The sequence below is a fragment of the Pseudoflavonifractor phocaeensis genome (assembly GCF_021531815.1).
Taxonomy (GTDB): Bacteria; Bacillota; Clostridia; order Oscillospirales; family Oscillospiraceae; genus Lawsonibacter; species Lawsonibacter phocaeensis_A.
Map to the genome: position 1 here is coordinate 24,882 of NZ_JADYUM010000004.1, position 17,006 is coordinate 41,887.

The 17,006-nt window shown below is 50.2% G+C and carries 17 protein-coding genes; 9 read left to right on the forward strand and 8 right to left on the reverse strand.

Annotated features, from left to right (window positions below):
* Positions 1 to 89: 89 nt before the first annotated feature.
* From I6E42_RS03400 to I6E42_RS03410, 3 genes are all read left to right on the forward strand, one after another.
* Positions 90 to 5,837: a SpaA isopeptide-forming pilin-related protein gene (locus I6E42_RS03400; RefSeq protein WP_235370528.1), complete on the forward strand. Its 5,748-nt coding sequence runs from the start codon at positions 90 to 92 to the stop codon at positions 5,835 to 5,837.
* A gap of 104 nt (positions 5,838 to 5,941) precedes the next feature.
* A complete protein-coding gene (locus I6E42_RS03405; protein ID WP_235370529.1) occupies positions 5,942 to 6,214 on the forward strand; it encodes a hypothetical protein in 273 nt (90 codons plus the stop codon).
* Positions 6,215 to 6,236: 22 nt separating this feature from the next.
* Positions 6,237 to 6,608, forward strand: coding sequence for a hypothetical protein (locus tag I6E42_RS03410; protein WP_235370530.1), 372 nt, complete (start codon positions 6,237 to 6,239; stop codon positions 6,606 to 6,608).
* Between the two features lie 315 nt (positions 6,609 to 6,923).
* Here I6E42_RS03410 and I6E42_RS03415 read toward each other — a convergent pair whose 3' ends face one another.
* A complete protein-coding gene (locus I6E42_RS03415) occupies positions 6,924 to 7,739 on the reverse strand; it encodes a GNAT family N-acetyltransferase (protein ID WP_235370531.1) in 816 nt (271 codons plus the stop codon).
* Between the two features lie 33 nt (positions 7,740 to 7,772).
* The gene (locus I6E42_RS03420; RefSeq protein WP_235370532.1) at positions 7,773 to 7,961 is read right to left on the reverse strand and encodes a hypothetical protein; all 189 of its coding nucleotides are present in this window, start codon (positions 7,959 to 7,961) and stop codon (positions 7,773 to 7,775) included.
* Between the two features lie 93 nt (positions 7,962 to 8,054).
* Between I6E42_RS03420 and I6E42_RS03425 the strand changes: the two genes are divergently transcribed.
* Genes I6E42_RS03425 through I6E42_RS03435 form a run of 3 tightly spaced genes read left to right on the forward strand, consistent with a single transcriptional unit; the run spans position 8,055 to position 10,219 of the window.
* Complete coding sequence (locus I6E42_RS03425) at positions 8,055 to 9,131, forward strand: S-layer homology domain-containing protein (RefSeq protein ID WP_235370533.1); 1,077 nt, start codon at positions 8,055 to 8,057, stop codon at positions 9,129 to 9,131.
* A gap of 18 nt (positions 9,132 to 9,149) precedes the next feature.
* Positions 9,150 to 9,890 carry a sigma-70 family RNA polymerase sigma factor gene (locus I6E42_RS03430; RefSeq protein ID WP_235370534.1) on the forward strand — a complete coding sequence of 247 codons (741 nt, stop codon included), beginning with the start codon at positions 9,150 to 9,152 and terminating at the stop codon, positions 9,888 to 9,890.
* A gap of 2 nt (positions 9,891 to 9,892) precedes the next feature.
* Positions 9,893 to 10,219 carry a hypothetical protein gene (locus tag I6E42_RS03435; RefSeq protein ID WP_235370535.1) on the forward strand — a complete coding sequence of 109 codons (327 nt, stop codon included), beginning with the start codon at positions 9,893 to 9,895 and terminating at the stop codon, positions 10,217 to 10,219.
* 74 nt (positions 10,220 to 10,293) lie between these two features.
* Here I6E42_RS03435 and I6E42_RS03440 read toward each other — a convergent pair whose 3' ends face one another.
* The 6 genes from I6E42_RS03440 to I6E42_RS03465 all read right to left on the reverse strand — a co-directional run bounded on the left by I6E42_RS03440 (position 10,294) and on the right by I6E42_RS03465 (position 14,827).
* A complete protein-coding gene (locus I6E42_RS03440; protein ID WP_235370536.1) occupies positions 10,294 to 11,400 on the reverse strand; it encodes a hypothetical protein in 1,107 nt (368 codons plus the stop codon).
* A 10-nt stretch (positions 11,401 to 11,410) separates the two neighbouring features.
* Positions 11,411 to 12,229: an SWIM zinc finger family protein gene (locus tag I6E42_RS03445; RefSeq protein WP_235370537.1), complete on the reverse strand. Its 819-nt coding sequence runs from the start codon at positions 12,227 to 12,229 to the stop codon at positions 11,411 to 11,413.
* Between the two features lie 135 nt (positions 12,230 to 12,364).
* Positions 12,365 to 12,706, reverse strand: a complete 342-nt coding sequence (locus I6E42_RS03450) for a DUF6508 domain-containing protein (protein ID WP_235370538.1) — start codon at positions 12,704 to 12,706, stop codon at positions 12,365 to 12,367.
* A gap of 48 nt (positions 12,707 to 12,754) precedes the next feature.
* Entirely contained in the window at positions 12,755 to 13,015 is a 261-nt protein-coding gene (locus I6E42_RS03455) for a hypothetical protein (protein WP_235370539.1), read from the reverse strand.
* A 64-nt stretch (positions 13,016 to 13,079) separates the two neighbouring features.
* Positions 13,080 to 13,802, reverse strand: coding sequence for an AlkZ-related protein (locus I6E42_RS03460; protein WP_235370540.1), 723 nt, complete (start codon positions 13,800 to 13,802; stop codon positions 13,080 to 13,082).
* Between the two features lie 26 nt (positions 13,803 to 13,828).
* On the reverse strand, positions 13,829 to 14,827 hold the full coding sequence (locus I6E42_RS03465; protein ID WP_235370541.1) for a helix-turn-helix transcriptional regulator: 999 nt from the start codon (positions 14,825 to 14,827) through the stop codon (positions 13,829 to 13,831).
* Positions 14,828 to 15,222: 395 nt separating this feature from the next.
* Here I6E42_RS03465 and I6E42_RS03470 point away from each other — a divergent pair, with 395 nt between their 5' ends.
* From I6E42_RS03470 to I6E42_RS03480, 3 genes are all read left to right on the forward strand, one after another.
* Positions 15,223 to 15,648 carry a zinc-finger-containing protein gene (locus I6E42_RS03470; protein WP_235370542.1) on the forward strand — a complete coding sequence of 142 codons (426 nt, stop codon included), beginning with the start codon at positions 15,223 to 15,225 and terminating at the stop codon, positions 15,646 to 15,648.
* A gap of 16 nt (positions 15,649 to 15,664) precedes the next feature.
* Positions 15,665 to 16,228, forward strand: a complete 564-nt coding sequence (locus I6E42_RS03475; protein WP_235370543.1) for a sigma-70 family RNA polymerase sigma factor — start codon at positions 15,665 to 15,667, stop codon at positions 16,226 to 16,228.
* A 67-nt stretch (positions 16,229 to 16,295) separates the two neighbouring features.
* Positions 16,296 to 16,979, forward strand: coding sequence for a hypothetical protein (locus I6E42_RS03480; protein ID WP_235370544.1), 684 nt, complete (start codon positions 16,296 to 16,298; stop codon positions 16,977 to 16,979).
* The last annotated feature ends 27 nt before the right edge of the window (positions 16,980 to 17,006 follow it).

Consider the following 17,006-nt stretch of genomic DNA (forward strand, 5'->3'; position numbering starts at 1 on the left):
GTGCAAAAAACGCACATTGCTCTTTTCTTTCACCTCAATTCCAACAGCTTCATGTGATACACAAAATCAAAATGGAGGAACAAGATATCATGAAAACACGCGTAATGAGTATGTTGCTCGCCGTCATCATGATCTTCGGCATGATCCCCGGAACGGCCTTCGCTGCAAGTTCCGTAGAGGAAGCGCTGGGCGAAGTGGACATCTACAATGGTGGCACTCCGCTGAGTTATCTTTCCATCAATGGCCGAGTCCGCGAGCTCATCTATACGTACTACAACTACGTCAACCGCAATGGCCAGACGAAGGAGATTCCTGCGTACTGTGTCAACCCCAACACAAAGGGCGTGCCCCAGACCGTGGCAGAAGGGGAGAGCATCAAGTACCTGGCGGAGGAGATCGGTAGCGATCCCAAAGTCATCGGTATCATTGCCAACGGCTATCCCCACCGTGGCCTCGGTGAGCTGAAGCTTGAGAATAAGTATCAGGCCTACTACGCCACCAAGATGGCACTCTGGGCGTATCTGCTGCCCAACTGGGACATCAACAACATGAAGGTCAATCCCAATCTGACCGGCGTTGAGCTTGAGCGTGCCAATAAGATGCTGGCAGCGGTGAAGGACATCTACCGGCGTGGCACCGCATGGTCGAAGGTCCTGGCACCCAACGTTACCACGGAACCCGATCAGGAAGTAGCATATCCCGTGACCGTCAATGGCCAGGAATACCTGCAGCAGATCTTCACTGTCACTTCTGAGACTTGGGTTTGCGACTATACCGTCAATGTCGGATTCACCGATCCCTCTGCTGTACCTGCCGGTACCAAGATCGTGGATATGAATAACCAGGAAATTGATGTGGTTACCACCCAGGCAACTGGCAATGGTTACGCCGGTCAGTTCAAGGTCCTGTATCCCGTTGGTAGCGTGGAAGGTCAGAATGGCAGTGTGCAGCTCAGCCTTCGTACTAACGTCTATAAGTACGCTATCTACTACGCCGTGTGTGCTGAGGTGGATAAGTACGGTAAGCTGCAGAACTACATGGTGGATACCGACCCCACCACACCTCTTAGCCTGACCACCTACAGTAACTATACCGACACCCCTGAAGAGGAGCCTACTGAGACCAGCCTGAAGATCATCAAGTATGAGGAAGGCACCACCATCCCCCTGAAGGGCGCGATGTTTGAAGTGGTGGATCCCGAGGGTGCTACCGTTGGCACTTTCGCAACCAACTCCAAGGGCCAGATCGTAATCCCTCTGACTCTGGCGGGCAACTATACCGTCTACGAGCGCGAGGCTCCTAACGGGTACCTTATGAGTGAGGAGCCCGCAAAGAATGTCCGTGTGGAATTCGGTAAGCAGGCGACCCTGACTTTTGAGAATGCACCTTACGGTACCCTGATGGTCCGGAAGTACTCTGACTCCGGCATGCAGCTCTCCGGCGCTGTGGTCAAGATTGAGCACATTGAGTCCGGTGCCACCTACACTGGTGAGACCAACTACTCCGGTGTGGCCGTTTTCGATGAGATCCAGCCCGGTGCATATCGAGTCCAGGAGATTGCTGCACCTGCAGGCTACATCATGAATGATACGATCTATACCGCAACTGTGCTCTCCGGAGACACTGTGGAGGTGCCCATCGTCAATGAGGAGAAGCCCGGCCTGCGAATCATCAAGTACGACTCCAAGAATCAGAAGGCTCTGCCCGACGTCTCTTTCGAGATCTTCCGCGACACACAGTCTCTGGGCATCTTCAAGACCGATGAGTTCGGCGAGATCCTGCTGACTGATCTGGAGCCCGGTACCTACGTTGCAAAGGAAGTTGCAACGGACTCCGAGCATATCATTAATACCAATCCCCAGCAGATTGAGCTGGAGGGCTCTGACGGTATTCTGGAGTTGATCTTCTTTAATGACCAGAAGCCCGGCATCCATCTGGTGAAACTGGATAGCACCACTCTGGAGCCTCAGGCCAATGCCCGATTCCGCATTGAGCATGTGGGTGGCACCTTCTCCAAGGAATATGTGACCGATGAGAATGGTGAGATCGACCTGACCGCTCTGGAGCCCGGTGCATATAAAGTCACTGAGTTGGAAGCACCTGAAGGCTACCTGATTGATGACTCCACTCGTGTCATCCAGATCAATGGTAATGAGAATGCACAGTTCGTCTTTACTAATACCCGCATGCCCAGCTTCCGCCTAGTTAAGCTGGATAGCTTCAATAGCGAAGGCTTGCCCGGAGCAACCTTCCGCATTGCGAAGATTGAGGATGGCACCCATTACCTCGATCGCATCACCGACACCAACGGTGCAATCAACATCTCCAATCTGGAGCCCGGCGTCTACTCCATCATTGAGATGGATGCACCTGAAGGCTATGTGAAGGATCTGCGTGAGTATCATGTGGAACTGTTCCCCGGCCAGACCAGTGAGCTCGTAGTCTCCAACGATCGCATGCCCAACCTGGAGATCCTGAAGACAGACGCAATCACCGGCAAGCCGGTCGCAGGCGTCACATTCACCGTCAAGCGTGTAGATTCCTCCACGCTGACTACCGTGACTTCTGATGAGAATGGCCGCTGCTTCCTGGAGAAGCTGATGCCCGGTGTCTATGAGATCTGGGAGCAGTCCGTACCCGATGGCTACCTGCTCAATGAGGAGCATCAGCTGATCACGCTGTTCCCCAACAGAACGGGTACCGTGCAGTTCCAGAACTACCCCAAGCCTACACTGACCGTCAATAAGATCGACAGCATCACAGGCGATCCCATTAAGGGCGCAAAGTTCAGCGTCACCTTCAAGTCCGATAAGACCAGTACCGGTGAGATTCGGAACCTGGGCACCTTCTACTCCGATGAGAATGGTCAGTTCAAGCTGGACAAGCTGGATGACGGCTGGTACACCATCACCGAGCTGGAGAGCGCTGCGGGTTATGCCATTAAGGACCCTGCATCTCAGGAACTCTATGTGGAAGCCGGTCGCGGTAAGGTTGTAACATTTGAGAATACGCCCCTTAGCGCCATCGTTGTGAAGAAGGTGGATGCCAATACTGGCGATCCTCTGCAGGGCGCGTTGTTCCGTGTCCGATTCTTGGGCGGCACCTCCGGTACTGGCGGCACTACCATCGCTGAGCGTCAGACCAGCGCCAACGGTACTTTCGTCCTGACCGGCCTGAAGGCAGGCACCTACATTGTGGAGGAGATCTCTGCTCCTAACGGTTACGTGCTCAGTGAGGATGATATCCAGACCGTGTACCTGAGCGGTAAGGATCAGGATGTCATCACCGTCACATTCGGGAACGAGGCGAAGGGCAGCGTACTCATCAAGAAGATTGACGCTGTGACTCGTGAGCCTCTGTCCGATGTGGAGTTCCTGGTCACGGAGAGCGATGGCAGCGTCGTTGGTAACAGCAACGGTAAGTTTGTTACGGATAGCGCTGGCACCATCCTGATTGAAGGCATTGATCCCAGCACCACTCTGGTAGTGAAAGAAGTTAGAGCTCGGGAAGGCTATGTCCTGGACGATACGCCTCAGAGCATCAAGACTAAGAGCGGTGAGACCGTCACCCTCGAGTTCCGTAACTATCCCGAGGGAACCCTGCACATCATCAAGAAGGATGCCTTCACTAAGGAGCCCATTGCCGGTGTTGAGTTCCTGGTCACCACCAGCAACGGCACTGCAGCTGGCAACAATAATGGCCGCTACACCACTGACAGCTCCGGCAGTATTGTGATCCCTAATCTGAATCCTGAGACTACTGTCATCGTGAAGGAGACCAAGGCGAAGGCAGGCTACATCCTGGATGACACTCCTCAGCAGGCAGTCATTAAGAGCAATGACGTTGCCATCCTGGAGTTCCTTAACCAGCCTCTGGGCTCCCTGCAGATCCTGAAAAAGGATAGCAATACCCGTGAGCCTCTGGATGGCGTACAGTTCAAGGTTACGAAGACCAATGGTGCTGTTGTGGGTAATGGTACCGGCATCTACACCACTGACGCGGATGGTAAGATCATCATCGATGGACTGGAGCCCGAGATGACCGTTATCATCATGGAAGTCAGAGCGAAGGATGGCTACCTGCTGGATGACACTCCTAAGCAGGCGACCATCAAGAGCAATGAAGTTACTACCGTGGAGTTCCTGAACCAGCCCTTGGGCGGCCTTAGAATTGTGAAGTTGGATAGTGTCACGAAGAAGCCCCTGGAAGGCGTGCAGTTCAAGGTGACCTACGATGACGGCAGTTATGTGCCCGATGAGGGCGGTAAGCTGTCCTCCAACGGTATCTATCGCACAGATAAGAATGGTGAGATCCTCATCAGCGATATTATCGGTACTCTGGTCGTCACTGAGACCCAGACCATTCCCGGCTATGTGATTGATGAAGAGACCAGAAGCCAGACCGTTGTGGTCAATGTCAACGACCTGCAGACCTTGACCTTCTATAACCGTCCTGCAGGCGGCTTGCAGATCATCAAGTCCGATGAGGATACCGGCGCACGTATCGGCGGCGTCAAGTTCGAGATCCGGAAGATCAATGGCGAGATTTTGGGTACCTACACCACCGACCGGAACGGTGTCATCAGCATCCCCGGTGCTGAGAGTGGCTGGTACACCATCACCGAGCTGAAGGCGGCGGATGGCTATGAGCTGGACGCTACGCCCGTACAGGCCTGTGTGAAGGATGGCGAGACCACTACTGTGGAAATCACTAACCAGCGTATGGCGTCCATCATGATCCATAAGGTGGATGCCCACACCGGCAGAGGCATCTACGGCGTCAAGTTCGTTCTGTACGATTCCGGTAAGAATCCCATCGGTGAGTACACCACCGATCAGGATGGTTATATCTACATCGACGACGAGCTGACTCCCGGCAAGTACTACATCCGTGAGCTGGAGGCAGCTGATGGCTATATCCGTGACGAGCAGTATAAGACCGTCTACGTGGAGCGAGGCAAGTGCGCTCAGATTGAGTGGGAGAATAGTGCTGTCACCGGTGAGATCCAGATCCGCAAGTATGCTGCAGATGATAACTACGTCACCGGGCAGCGTGCTGGCAGCGCACTGGAGGGTGCGGTGTTTGAAATCACTCAGGCCAGATCCGGCGCTGTAGTCGGCTACATTGTGACCGACGCACGTGGTGTCGCAGCTTCCGGGCCCCTGCCTCTGGGCCGCTACTATGTCACTGAGGTGTCCGCACCCAAGTACTATCAGCTCAGCGGCGAGAAGATGGAGGCAGAGATCGAGTATCCCAACCAGATCATCAAGCTCTCCGCCTATAACAAGGCAGCCAATCTCGGCGTTACCATCAAGAAGGTTGGTAACTATGAAGTGCAGCCCGGCCAGGTGATGAGTTACGCCTTCTCCGGCATTGGCAATACTTCCAACGTTGCCCTGAATAGCTTCTTCTGGCATGACCGCATTCCTACCGATGCCACTCGTGCCATCAGTATGTCTACCGGCACCTATAACCAGCGCCTGTACTATAAGGTCACCTTCAAGACCAACCTGAATGACTATCGGACTCTGGCCAGTAACCTGCTGACTACCAATAACTACTCCCTGAGCCTGAATGCTACTACGCTGGGCCTTGTGCAGGGTGAGTATGTGACCGATGTCCGGTTCGAGTTCGGCGCTGTGCCCAGCGGTTTCGCATCCGTGGTCAATCCCACCATGCGTGTACAGGTCCTTGGCACCGTCAGTAACGGCTACCAGATCATCAATCGTGCGGATGTGGGTGGCCAGTATTTGAACGAGTGGCAGACGGCTAAAGCAACTTGGGTAACCACCGTGCGTCGATTCCAGAATACTTCTCTGCCTAAGACCGGCTATTAAGCTGAGTTAGAAGCGGATTGTATCTACCTTTTGAAGGGATTGGCCCCGGAGCTAGTAACACAGCTCTGGGGCCAATCAAATTCCAATGTGAAAGGAAATTCCAAATGTACATCCAACATTATGACATCCACCTCATCAATGGTGAGGTTCTGCATGTTGGCGAGGACTATGAGCTGTCAGGCGACTATACCCTCGTTGCAAAGTTCAGGAAAGCTTCTGATGATGCCATCTTCCAGATTGGCGATGAGTTTTCCGGGTTTGTCTATGTTCCTAAGAGAAGTATCGTGTTCATCTCCACGGGCGATGTTAGAAGAATTGATCGCACGGATGAAGCTGATACCCATGACGGAAAGCCTGTAAAGGCACCTAGTATTTGAAATGAAAAGGAGAAAAAATAATATGTGTAAATTTGTACCGGTTGGAAAAAGTGATCTGCTCAATACCAACGTCGTTTCTCGCATTGTACCCATGGAAGATGACAGCGGCTGCGTCGTTATCACGAATGACGGTCAGCACTTCCTAAGCGAGTTCGATCTCACTGAGGAAGTAGATACCTTTGAGAGAGTTCGTGCAATTATCCCCTGCAAGGGCATCAGCTCCATCTACTTGAATCGTGACGGTAGCACGGAAATCAGACCCTGCGCATTCATTATCCTGAAAGACAACGGTAAAGTTGAGCCTGTGGAATTTGTTACGGACGCTGATTTGGAACACGCGGCCTTTAACGACGAGTATGGGTTCCAGGGCTTTGTCCCTACCAGAAAGGTGTAAGCAATGAAGCGACAGGGCCTGCTTGATCGTGCTGCAGCATGCCTAGGTTGCCATTGCATTCCCGACCTTCGCTATCTAACACAATATCAGCGCTGTATATTGGCTACCCATATCGAAGACTACGATGTTGAGCAATACTCTCTGTGAGAGTGGAATGACGCTCTGGAGTATCTATGTCGGAAATCATCTGAAGCAACGGGAATGGCGGCGAAGGAAGCATTCTTAGCGGCATTACGCTACTCATAAAAATCAATAAAGATGGCCGGGACTGAGCGTTTAATACTCAGTCCCGGCTTTCGTCGTATATGGGCAATGTTACTGCCTGTATATCAGGGTATATTCCAAAACATGGCTCAGGAGCGCACGAGGCTCCACACCAAATTTGGCAGCGAGAGTAATGGTGTCTTCGTCAATGAGATGCAGATTGTCTTCCTCAACTTTTTTCAAGGAGTCCTGGTCATGGATCAGGAACTCGGAGATGCCATTTGGCTGAGCACCTAACTTCTCAAATAGCTTCTGGCTTGCCTTGTTACCGGGGTCAATCCGAACTCTGAACTCATTAACACCAAGACGCTTGGCGATTGCTTCCATCATTGCTGTAATTGCGCAATAACCGATACCCTGACGCGTCCATTGTGGAAGCAGTTCAACGGCAATCTCCCATGTCGTTTGTGTAGTGTTTTTAATACCGCAGTAGCCGATATACGAGCCATCCTGAACGATAGTGAGCATAAGAGCCTTCGGCTCAACATGTTCGTTCCAGACCATGTCACAATAGGCGTCTTCCGCTAACATGGATTTCATGATGCAGTATTCCTTCTGTAATGCAATGTATCCGCTGCGATCGGTGTCATCAGTCTTGCGAAGGATCAGACTGGTGCCAGGACACGTGATCTCACCGTAGCGCCAGAATTCGTCCTTATTCTGTTGGCCGATTTTATCGGCAATCGCGAGATCTGCCAGTGCATCTACAAGCACAGGCTCGCGATGCTTTTGTAAATGTTCGATGATTGCCTCTCGCTTTTCTTCAAACGACTTGCCGTCATCTGCATCCAGAATGTCCAGAGCTTCTTGTAAGGTGTCCTCAATGGTGTTCTTGACAGCATATTCAGCAAAGGTTTCTTTATCCATGATGATCCCCCCTCGATGCTTCTGTGGGTAAGATTAGGCGGCTAGAGCAATCCAGATCCAGAATCCTACTCCAATTACAATTAGGAAAATGCCCCAGACGACATTCAGAGCTTCGCCCTTGCCAACTTGCTTGAAGCCGATGATAGGGAGCGCAAACATCAATAGCAGGAACATAACGACCAGGCTGAGTGCACCCTCATAATCATTTCCGCGTCTACGCATTGATTTTACCTCCAGTTTTCCTCTTGATGTACCCAGTCTACTCACTACGCTGTCCCATTGAATGGACTGCGAAACTCTCGAAAGGAGATAACGATGAAAAAATATAAGAAACTTCCCGGTCTGATCCTTGCACTGATGCTTCTGTGCATGTCGTTGACCGTATCCGCCTTTGCTGCAGAGCCCCCCGCGTTCTCAGACGTTGCGGCTGACTCGCCCTGGGTGGAGGGCATTAACTACGCAGCAGAGCAGGGAATTACCTCCGGTACCGGAAATGGATGTTTCTCCCCGAACCAGAACATTACTGCACGTCAATGGGCAGTCATGCTCTGCAGAGCGTATGAAAAGGACGTTGAACGACAGGAGGATGAGGCATTCGGTGCCGCAGAACTCCGCCTGGCATTTGAGGAAGGTTGGCTTGATGTAGGTGCCATGATTTACCCTGACTCCGGCATCTGCCGTAGATACGCGTACGAGAGCATTTTCCGTGTTGAGCGTATCCCCGTATTCAGCACAACCCTCTATAGCAACGCTCCTGCAGAAAACAACTTCGTGTACGTTGCTAAGGAGAATGGCTTATGTAGTGAGAGTGCCAATGCCCTGGATCTGCTCAGCCGTGGGGAAGCAGTGCACCTAATCTATCTGATGCAGACACAGGAGCTGCGTATTGCAACACCGGACCTTCTGAAGGTCATGGATATCGTCAATACTGACGACGTGTATTTGAATGACTTCCTGTTGGAGATCCAGAAGATCCCCGAAACCATTCTCTACGAATTCAATGCCCGTGGTTGGAGCTATTACGTCGATAGCGCATACGTCGATGCCTTTGGTGATCGGATTGGCATGGATTGCGCCGGTTGCTGTTCCTACATGAATAAGAGCATCTACGTCAAGATGGACTATGCCACAACCCATGAGTTCGGACACTTTTATCATCAGTTCATTGGCTATGACGATGCCATTGAGACTCTGTATGAGAAGGAAGCCAAGGCGGCAGAGAAAGTGCTGGGCGAGTATTCTACCACCAATCACAAGGAATACTTCGCTGAGGTCTTCGATTACTGGATCCAGCACAGCGACCATAACGAATTGGCTAAGGCAGCGCCTGATACGCATGCCTATTTCACGGAACTGGAAGAAGGGGACTGGATGAAAGCCCCCGTCAATTAATTGAGGAGGAAATAAATCATGGAAACCAAGAAGAATCTGCAGTTGGAATATCCCTGGAACTTCATTGATGCGGTATTAAAGGAGCCGCTAAGCGATTCGGTTGATCGTGCTGAAGTAGAGCGTGGCCTTGAGTATCTGCTTTCGACCCTGGTTTCGGAAGATACTCGTACGATGATCGAACTTAAATATCGTGACGGCATGACCCAGTACGCGATTGCTGAACAGCTTGGGGTAACACCCTCTTTGGTTGGTGAGAGAATTCGAAAGGCAGTGCGTCGGTTCCACGGTCCACACTACAATACTTTCCTGAAAAATGGCTATGCGGAAGGCATGAAAAAGAACCCGAAAGACCTTTGGGAAAGCAAGTATTCTAAGCTTGATGCTCGCCGTGTGCCTGGCACATATCCGGGCCATATTCATGACATTAAGGATCCATGCAAGCGTATTGACGCCATTATCGAGCGTGGTGGTGCATTGTCAGTCTGGAAGTTGCGGCTGGGTACTCGTGCATCGAATATCCTCCTTCGGCATCATATCCAACTAATTTGGCATCTTTGCTTCTATACGGAAGAGGAACTGCTTGACTTCGAGGATTGTGGTGATGGCACGATTGCCAGAATTGTGGATACTCTTTATCAGTGGGATCTGGCCCTGGATGATGGGTTACTCGGCAGTACAGAAGAATCCCTGAAATACGCAGAGTACGCTGCGAACTTGTGCGACGCCCTGGATGAACAGAAGGAAAATGGAGGTATCTAATCATGGAACTGAAACAGTATTGCTGGAAAGTCCGAAAGGATACACTGTTCCATGTCTACTATGCCGTCATTGACGATCAGCTTAGCATGGCGAATTTCCTCTGTATTCGATACAGAATCAAAGCAAAGATCCTGGGGTCCTATGCAAGGCCCGGCAGCAAGTATGCGATCCATATCCTTTGCGTGAGAAAACGAGATGAAGTGGACTTTGAAGCCGCAATGTTTGATCTTCCGAGCATTATGCAGGAAGCTGGACACGACGACTATGAGTTATACTGCGGGGAACTGCAGAAAGATCTGGAAAAGACGAAGTTGAAGATCTTCGCATAAAACGAAAATGATAGCGGGCCTGCTTATTGCGGGCCCGCTGAAGTGATGGTTTATTTGCTTGTGAGCACAGGTTGTTATGTAGTCGGCAATTTGACAGCTGGAATAAAAGAACATGCGTCGCTTGCGTGACTCTGTTGAAGACTAATTTGCTCATGTTCCGACAGATCCTGAAAGAGGTGTTCGCACCTGTCGGCATAATCATGATAGCCTGCGATGACGGTGTATTCCTTCAAGGCATCCACGGCGGCCATGAATTTAGACTTCTGCCATCTGCGGATCTGGCAGGTAACCAGGCGATAGGGTGAACCGGCCTCATAGGTTTTATCAACTGCGATGAAAGGTACCTCGTTTTTCCGAAGATATCTCCCGAGCTGATGATTGCAATCCAAAACAGTGAAGTAAGTATTGAAAAAGGAGAAGCGGGGCACACGCAGCCAGTTGGGAATACCCTCCAGACGGCTTCTGAGCTTTGCCTGCAGCGAAGCAAGGGCTTTGGCCTTCAATACCTCCACATGCTCAGCCCAGGAATAGCTGAGCATCATACGTGTGAAGTTATGGAATGAGTGGATCCCACCACCGTTTTGGACGTGGTATCCGACATTGAACAAACGCTGATAATTGTCAAGGACAGAGTAGTTGTTGTGATAGAGCAGAGGCTTATTATTCACGAAGCAAATCATCCAGTGATCGTCATGTACCTTGATGACGACTCGGTCGATATCAATCGCAGATAGCCGAGCGCTGTTTTCAATGATGAGCTCTTTCAGATCTGCCACAGTGGCCTTAAGTCGATCGAAGAGATGTACGTAGGCATTGATATGCTTAGTATCGTCACCAATGCCGCTACGGATGATAGCTTTGCGATAGCACTGCTTACAGATCGGCCTTTTCACATCGAAATCTGCCAGCATACGGAAGTCCTTATCTCGAATAGCCTTCAGAGCTTCGCAGTCCCGATCGTGGATGGTGTTATCGATCTGGGAATACGCATAGCGCATTCTGGGATTACTCAACAGGCTTGCTCGCTTCCTGGCTTCCGGGGAGACATACTCGATCTTTTCAACCGACTTTGGATTCATCGGCGCGGGCTGAGGCTTTTCAGCCCCAGTACCAGCACCCTGAAGTTCGGCAAGAAGCCCGCTGAAATCTTGGTGTTCATAATGTCTACAGACTCTTGCCATACTTAACATCTCAATTCATCACGAAGCTGCCGGTTTCCTTACCATCCATCACAAAATTCAGAAAGGCTCCCTTACTGATGGCAGCGAAGTAGCTGCCGCGCTTATACTGAGCAGCATAGTTCTTTTCGATTAGATCCAACGTCTCTCTCAACTGCAGCATTGCCGCTACTTCGTGCTTGCAGGGATAACTACAGAAGCAGTTGCAGGTGAGGTGAGAGATTTCACCGTTCTTGAACTCAAACTCCAGTTCATAGGGTTCGCTGCCTTCTACAATGGCACGACCGTGTTCACCATCCAGGCAGATGTAAACCACCTTGTTGGACATGTAATAGTCGTGACCGCGTTCGCCAACCGCGTTGCTGGCACCCATGCCACCGAGGTTCTCCAGACGGAAGGAAGAGTCGTCCTGACCGGAGATATACTCATCATCTTCCTTCACGGGAGGCTTGAACCAGGTGATAACCTTCTCATACGGCATGGTAGTGGGTTCGAACGCTACGAAGTGAGAGCCAGCCAGATGCAGTTCGCCGGTGACATTTGTATCTGCAACGGCAATGACGCGTTTGTAGTCGGAAACCTTGATCTTAAAGTTATAGGCCACATCTACAACGCAGCCACGCTTACCCTCAAGCTTGCCATCTACGAAGACCAGGTCACCCCGATGGAGGTTGAACTGATCGTTGTAGTAGGAGAGCGTCATATTACGAGCAGGGAAGTGGATCTGTACCACGGATCTGACCAGCTTAGGTTCTTCGGGAACTGCGATATGGGCGGGTGCTGTATCTTCGTGTTCGTACTTATCAGCAGAAAAACCAATCTTGAATTTCATGTGTTACCCTCCTATATACGATAGAGATTTCTTTCAGTGTACTCATTCTACATCCTTAGTTGTCCCATAAAACGGACAGCGAAAAAGAAAAGTGGCCCTGGACAAGTTGTCCAGAGCCACTGTAAGAGCTTGTTATTACTGCAGTTCCTCTCGGATTAGATCTCGCATGCGCTCCACAATCAGCTTCACATCGCCACGCTCCACCCGAGTTTCAAAACTGCCATTATCGAAATGATCTTCACGGAACAGGAGTGTGAGCAGTGCACGACAGAGATCGAAGTCAGCATCGAGCACACGCCGGAGCTCTTCATCTACATTAAGTGGTTCCGTTACCATATAGGAACCGTAGTCATAAACGATCATATCCAGATTTTCCAGCTGATCATAGTACCAGTCGAACTTCCTGGGTTCGTAGCTGAGCAGCTGTGCCAGAACATCATCGATCTTCTGGTTTCTTTCACTTAAATTCATATCCATCACTGAGTGCTCCATAGATTTCATTTTCAGACAGTACATGGTACTGCGTTAGAGGTCAAGAGAGTTGGGGATCGTATCAAGGTACTCAGCCCGCTTGGCATCGTTCCAGGTGAGAGGATCGCCAATTAAGCTGCCATCCATCTTGGTCAGAATTCGTTTCTTCGGTTCGACTGCAATATTAACAAAGTCACCATCCACAGTGAGATGTAGCTTACGTATCTCAAGGTGTGGATACTTTTCCAACACATGGCTTTCGTAGTATTTCTGTTCCTCGATTGAGAGCATGCCGCCAGTCACGATAACTTCCATTGTTTCCTCCTGTCAGGACAGAACACAGTGAAGCTAAGCAGCACAAGTGGCTCGTCCGACAATTCTATTTCAGCAGTTTTTTGATTTGGGCTTCCGTTGCGATGGGATACTCAGAAGCGATATGAGTATAGATCCTAGCTTTGGATTCCTCCGGAGACTCCTGATAAGCAGATGAGAGCAGTTCATAACCCCAAATTGCTTCCGGTGTAGTGTAAACAGCAATCGGCCAACCGTAGGGGAGACCGGCTTTATTCACGCGACGCCGGAAATCCCGAATGACCAGGTAAGTTTGCATTTGGAGATCTGTCACAGTACCTTCGAAGTTTTTCTCGCCACCCTTACCGAACCCAGCTTTCTGTTTTGCTTCAAAGGAGAATAGTTCAGTGGCATCTTCAAATAGGTCCATGATCTTCTTTGACCGGTGATGCGCCTTGCCATCTTCCCAGCGAGCATCAAAGTCATAGCCATCCCTGCGCCAGTTGGCAAAGTAGGGAAGCCATTTCAGGGAAATGAACCCGGCCTTCTTATCGAAGAATTTGCCATAGGCTACCTCGCCAGTCGCTGCAATGATCTCACGCCATTCCCATGGATCACATTCCGGATCTCCACTCCACCAGTCTCTGGCGAGCGTGCGCTCCTCAACTGAAAAGCCCGGAATGGTGTTTTTGAACAGGGGAAGGAAGCCGATCTCGTTGATGTAGCTGATCAGCTCAGGGACAGATTTAATTCGATAAGGATCGTCTTCATCGACGCCATACATGATCCATTCGCCGTTTTCATTTCCCATGGTGATGTCTCCACTTAGGTTTGAAGTTACTCGCGCGGTCCGTACAGATCGGCAGCAGAGTAGATGTGCTCTTTCATCTCAGCAACAACATGATCCGGCCCGATGATCTGTGCTTGGGAGCCAAAGCCAAGAACCCAAGCAAAGAACTGGGGACTCACAACCACGTCAGTACGAACGGTGAAGTGGTCAGGGCCGTCAGCAATGATGAATACCTCGCGGCCAAGGCGATCCAAAACAGCGCCAACCAGGTGGTTTTCAAAGCGCAGCTGCACATTCGTTTCTTCGCCAGTGAACATGCCGAACGTCTTTCGAGCGTAGATGGCCATGTCAAGGGCCTGATAAGCCTCCTGACCGTCGCGCTCTTCATCCAGCATGGAGATCTTCTCCATCTTATCGACGCGATAATGCTTAATAATACCGGCATCAGAGTCGTAGGCGACCAAGTAGTAATTCTCATCATCCCAAGTCATGGCAAAAGGACTTACAACGTAGTATTCGCCGTTACGGCGGTACTGACGTTCTTTAGCCACGTTATACTCGAAATACAGGAATTGGATTTTGCGATTGCTGGAGATGCCGTTATAGATCTCATCCACGTTGTAGTAGATGGACTCATTCATGGTCTTAATCCGGTTCTTTACGAAGACCTGACGATTCAGTAGCTGAGCGCTATGTACACTGGCTAATGTCTCGATCTTTTTGATCAGAGAAGCAGTCTTCTTATGGGTAATGAACTTGGAGGACTGAACACTATCTACCAGAAGCTTCAGCTCGGGAAGCTCAAAGGTACGGCTTGCCACATAATAGCCGTAGAATCGACCACCCTTTACCTCGACGATATCCATGCCAAATACACGCAGAGCTTCAATGTCATCATAGACGCTCTTACGCTCGGCGGAAATGCCATTGGAGTCCAGGTAGTTGATGATTTGATTTACCGTTACGGGGTTTTCCTCGTCAGAATTCTGAAGCAGGTAATTCATGACGTGCAGCAATTTCAACTTCTGAAAAGAAGATCTTGCCATTGTGATGGTCCACCTTTCTTATATCATAAGCAGGCACAGGCACGTGCCATAGTTGCCTCATCTTCCACATGGCGGGCAGCCTTTGCTGCTACATGTCCACCATGCTCATTGTAAAAGGAATTGAGGGCATCTGTCAACGGATATACGATCCGGTTACAACGATATCAGTCATCGCTCTTCCGGATACGGATACCTCTGATGGTACCCATTCTAAACACTTAGATGTCCCAAAATGCGGACAGCCAGATCAATCCATGAAGCAGTCGCTGAAAAGCGGCTGCTATTTTTGTTGCCCAAATTAATGTTCACAAAAAATTCACAATTAAAAATGTGGGGTACCCCCGGGTTTTCTGGGTGAACTCATGATGAGAACGAAATAAAGGAGGTTTAAGACCATGTGTAAAAAGAAAACGAAAAAGAAGATGAACCAGCCGGTGCGATGTCCATACTGCGGTTCTATTGCCCACATTCGGCCTGCAGCTGAGATCTACCACGACGCACAGCGTACAGATGAGCTGTATGTCTGCAGCAAGTACCCAATCTGTAAGTCCTACGTCAGCATCTATCCTGGCTCCAAGACACCTATGGGCCCTCTGGCCAATGGTGATTTGCGGAACCTGCGCATCCGGGCGCATCGGAAATTTGACCGGATTTGGCAGACCGGCATCATGTCTCGGCAGGATGCTTACCGTTGGATGGCTGATTTCTTCTGCTTACCGCTGCGTGAGGCGCATATCGGCATGTTCAGCGAGTATCGCTGCGAGGAACTCATCAAGAAATGTGACAGCATTTTAGCCCTGAATGAGAAGGCGGCCAGCTAAAAGGAGGTATTTGAAAATGAAACAGATGACGGATTATCAGCGCGAACTGGTTGTACAGAATATGGACCTCGTAGAACAGATCATTAAAAAGAGAATCAAAGTGGTTGGTGAGGTTCTATTAACCCACGAGGATTTCTATCAAATCGGGTGTGAGGCTCTGTGTCGTGCTGCGATGAGCTACAGACCGGAGATTGGATCCTTTGTCCCTTTGGCTTGCAGGGCAATCTACAATGCCATGATCGATCACTGTAGAAAGGAAAACTCTGCCCGCTATCCGAAGATGGAGATGGATCTTGAATGTGATTGTGATTCCTACGCGCTGTCCTTCTTCGGAGTAAGCGATGATTTGGACGAGTCCATGTACTATAGTGACGCCCAGAAGGTGCTGCAGCGCTGTAAGGAGAATTACTCCGGGATTACCCTGCGTGGTATTGAGGCGTTGGAGCTTAAGAGCCTTGGCTATAGCTCCAGAGAGATCGCCGAAAGGTACGATACGACGGTGAATAACATCAACGCCTGGATATCCAGAGCACGCTCCAAACTGCGTGAGGATCCGCAAATGCTGAAATTCGCATTCTAATTTGTTGTTGCCAGTCAGGGTGGTGCGTAAAAAAAGAGTAGAAAGACAAATTGAGGAGGACTTGAATATGATGACTTTTTACTCTGCAATTGGCAGTTACCGTATTAAGAATCAGAATGGCCGAAAGGTACCGTACATTCAGAGGCTTGGGAAGCTGCATCCGATTTCCATTCCTGAGTTTGTGATTTGGAGCACGCTGCTTTGGGAGGTGCTTACCTACGATGAGTTGAAGCGCTTCTATGACAGTCAGATGAAGCTGTTGGAAGGGGAGAAGCCCGACTTTGACCAGCTGCTGGATCTGCTGGTGAAGCGCAAGCTGGTGTCTAAGGGCTTAGGCTATACTGGCCGAGATGCACTGTACAATATGCTGTCTGATGCGTTTGTTGTGCCGTATCACATTTCCACTGGCCGGAAGACTCTGCAGCTGCTGAGAATGCTCACGAAAGGTACTCTGCAGCTGGTGGATATCCTGCTGGGTACCAAGAAGCGTTCTTTGACTGCAGATGAACAGCGTGTGTTGGAACTGGTGGAGCAGACGCCATTAAGTACAGCGGAAATCATCCGCTGCTTTGAGCGTAACATTGTAGACGTCAGCTCTGCAGAAAAGGTGATTAATGGGATCTACTGTGCAGAAGACAGCGATCAGCGCCACATCTCCAACGAGCAGTTCCATTCTGTATATACAAATCCTGTGCTGGAGGCAATATCCAATCTGTACCTCAATCGGCAGATCCTTCTGGAACTGCCATGATATTACGGCACCCGTCAGATGCGTCTG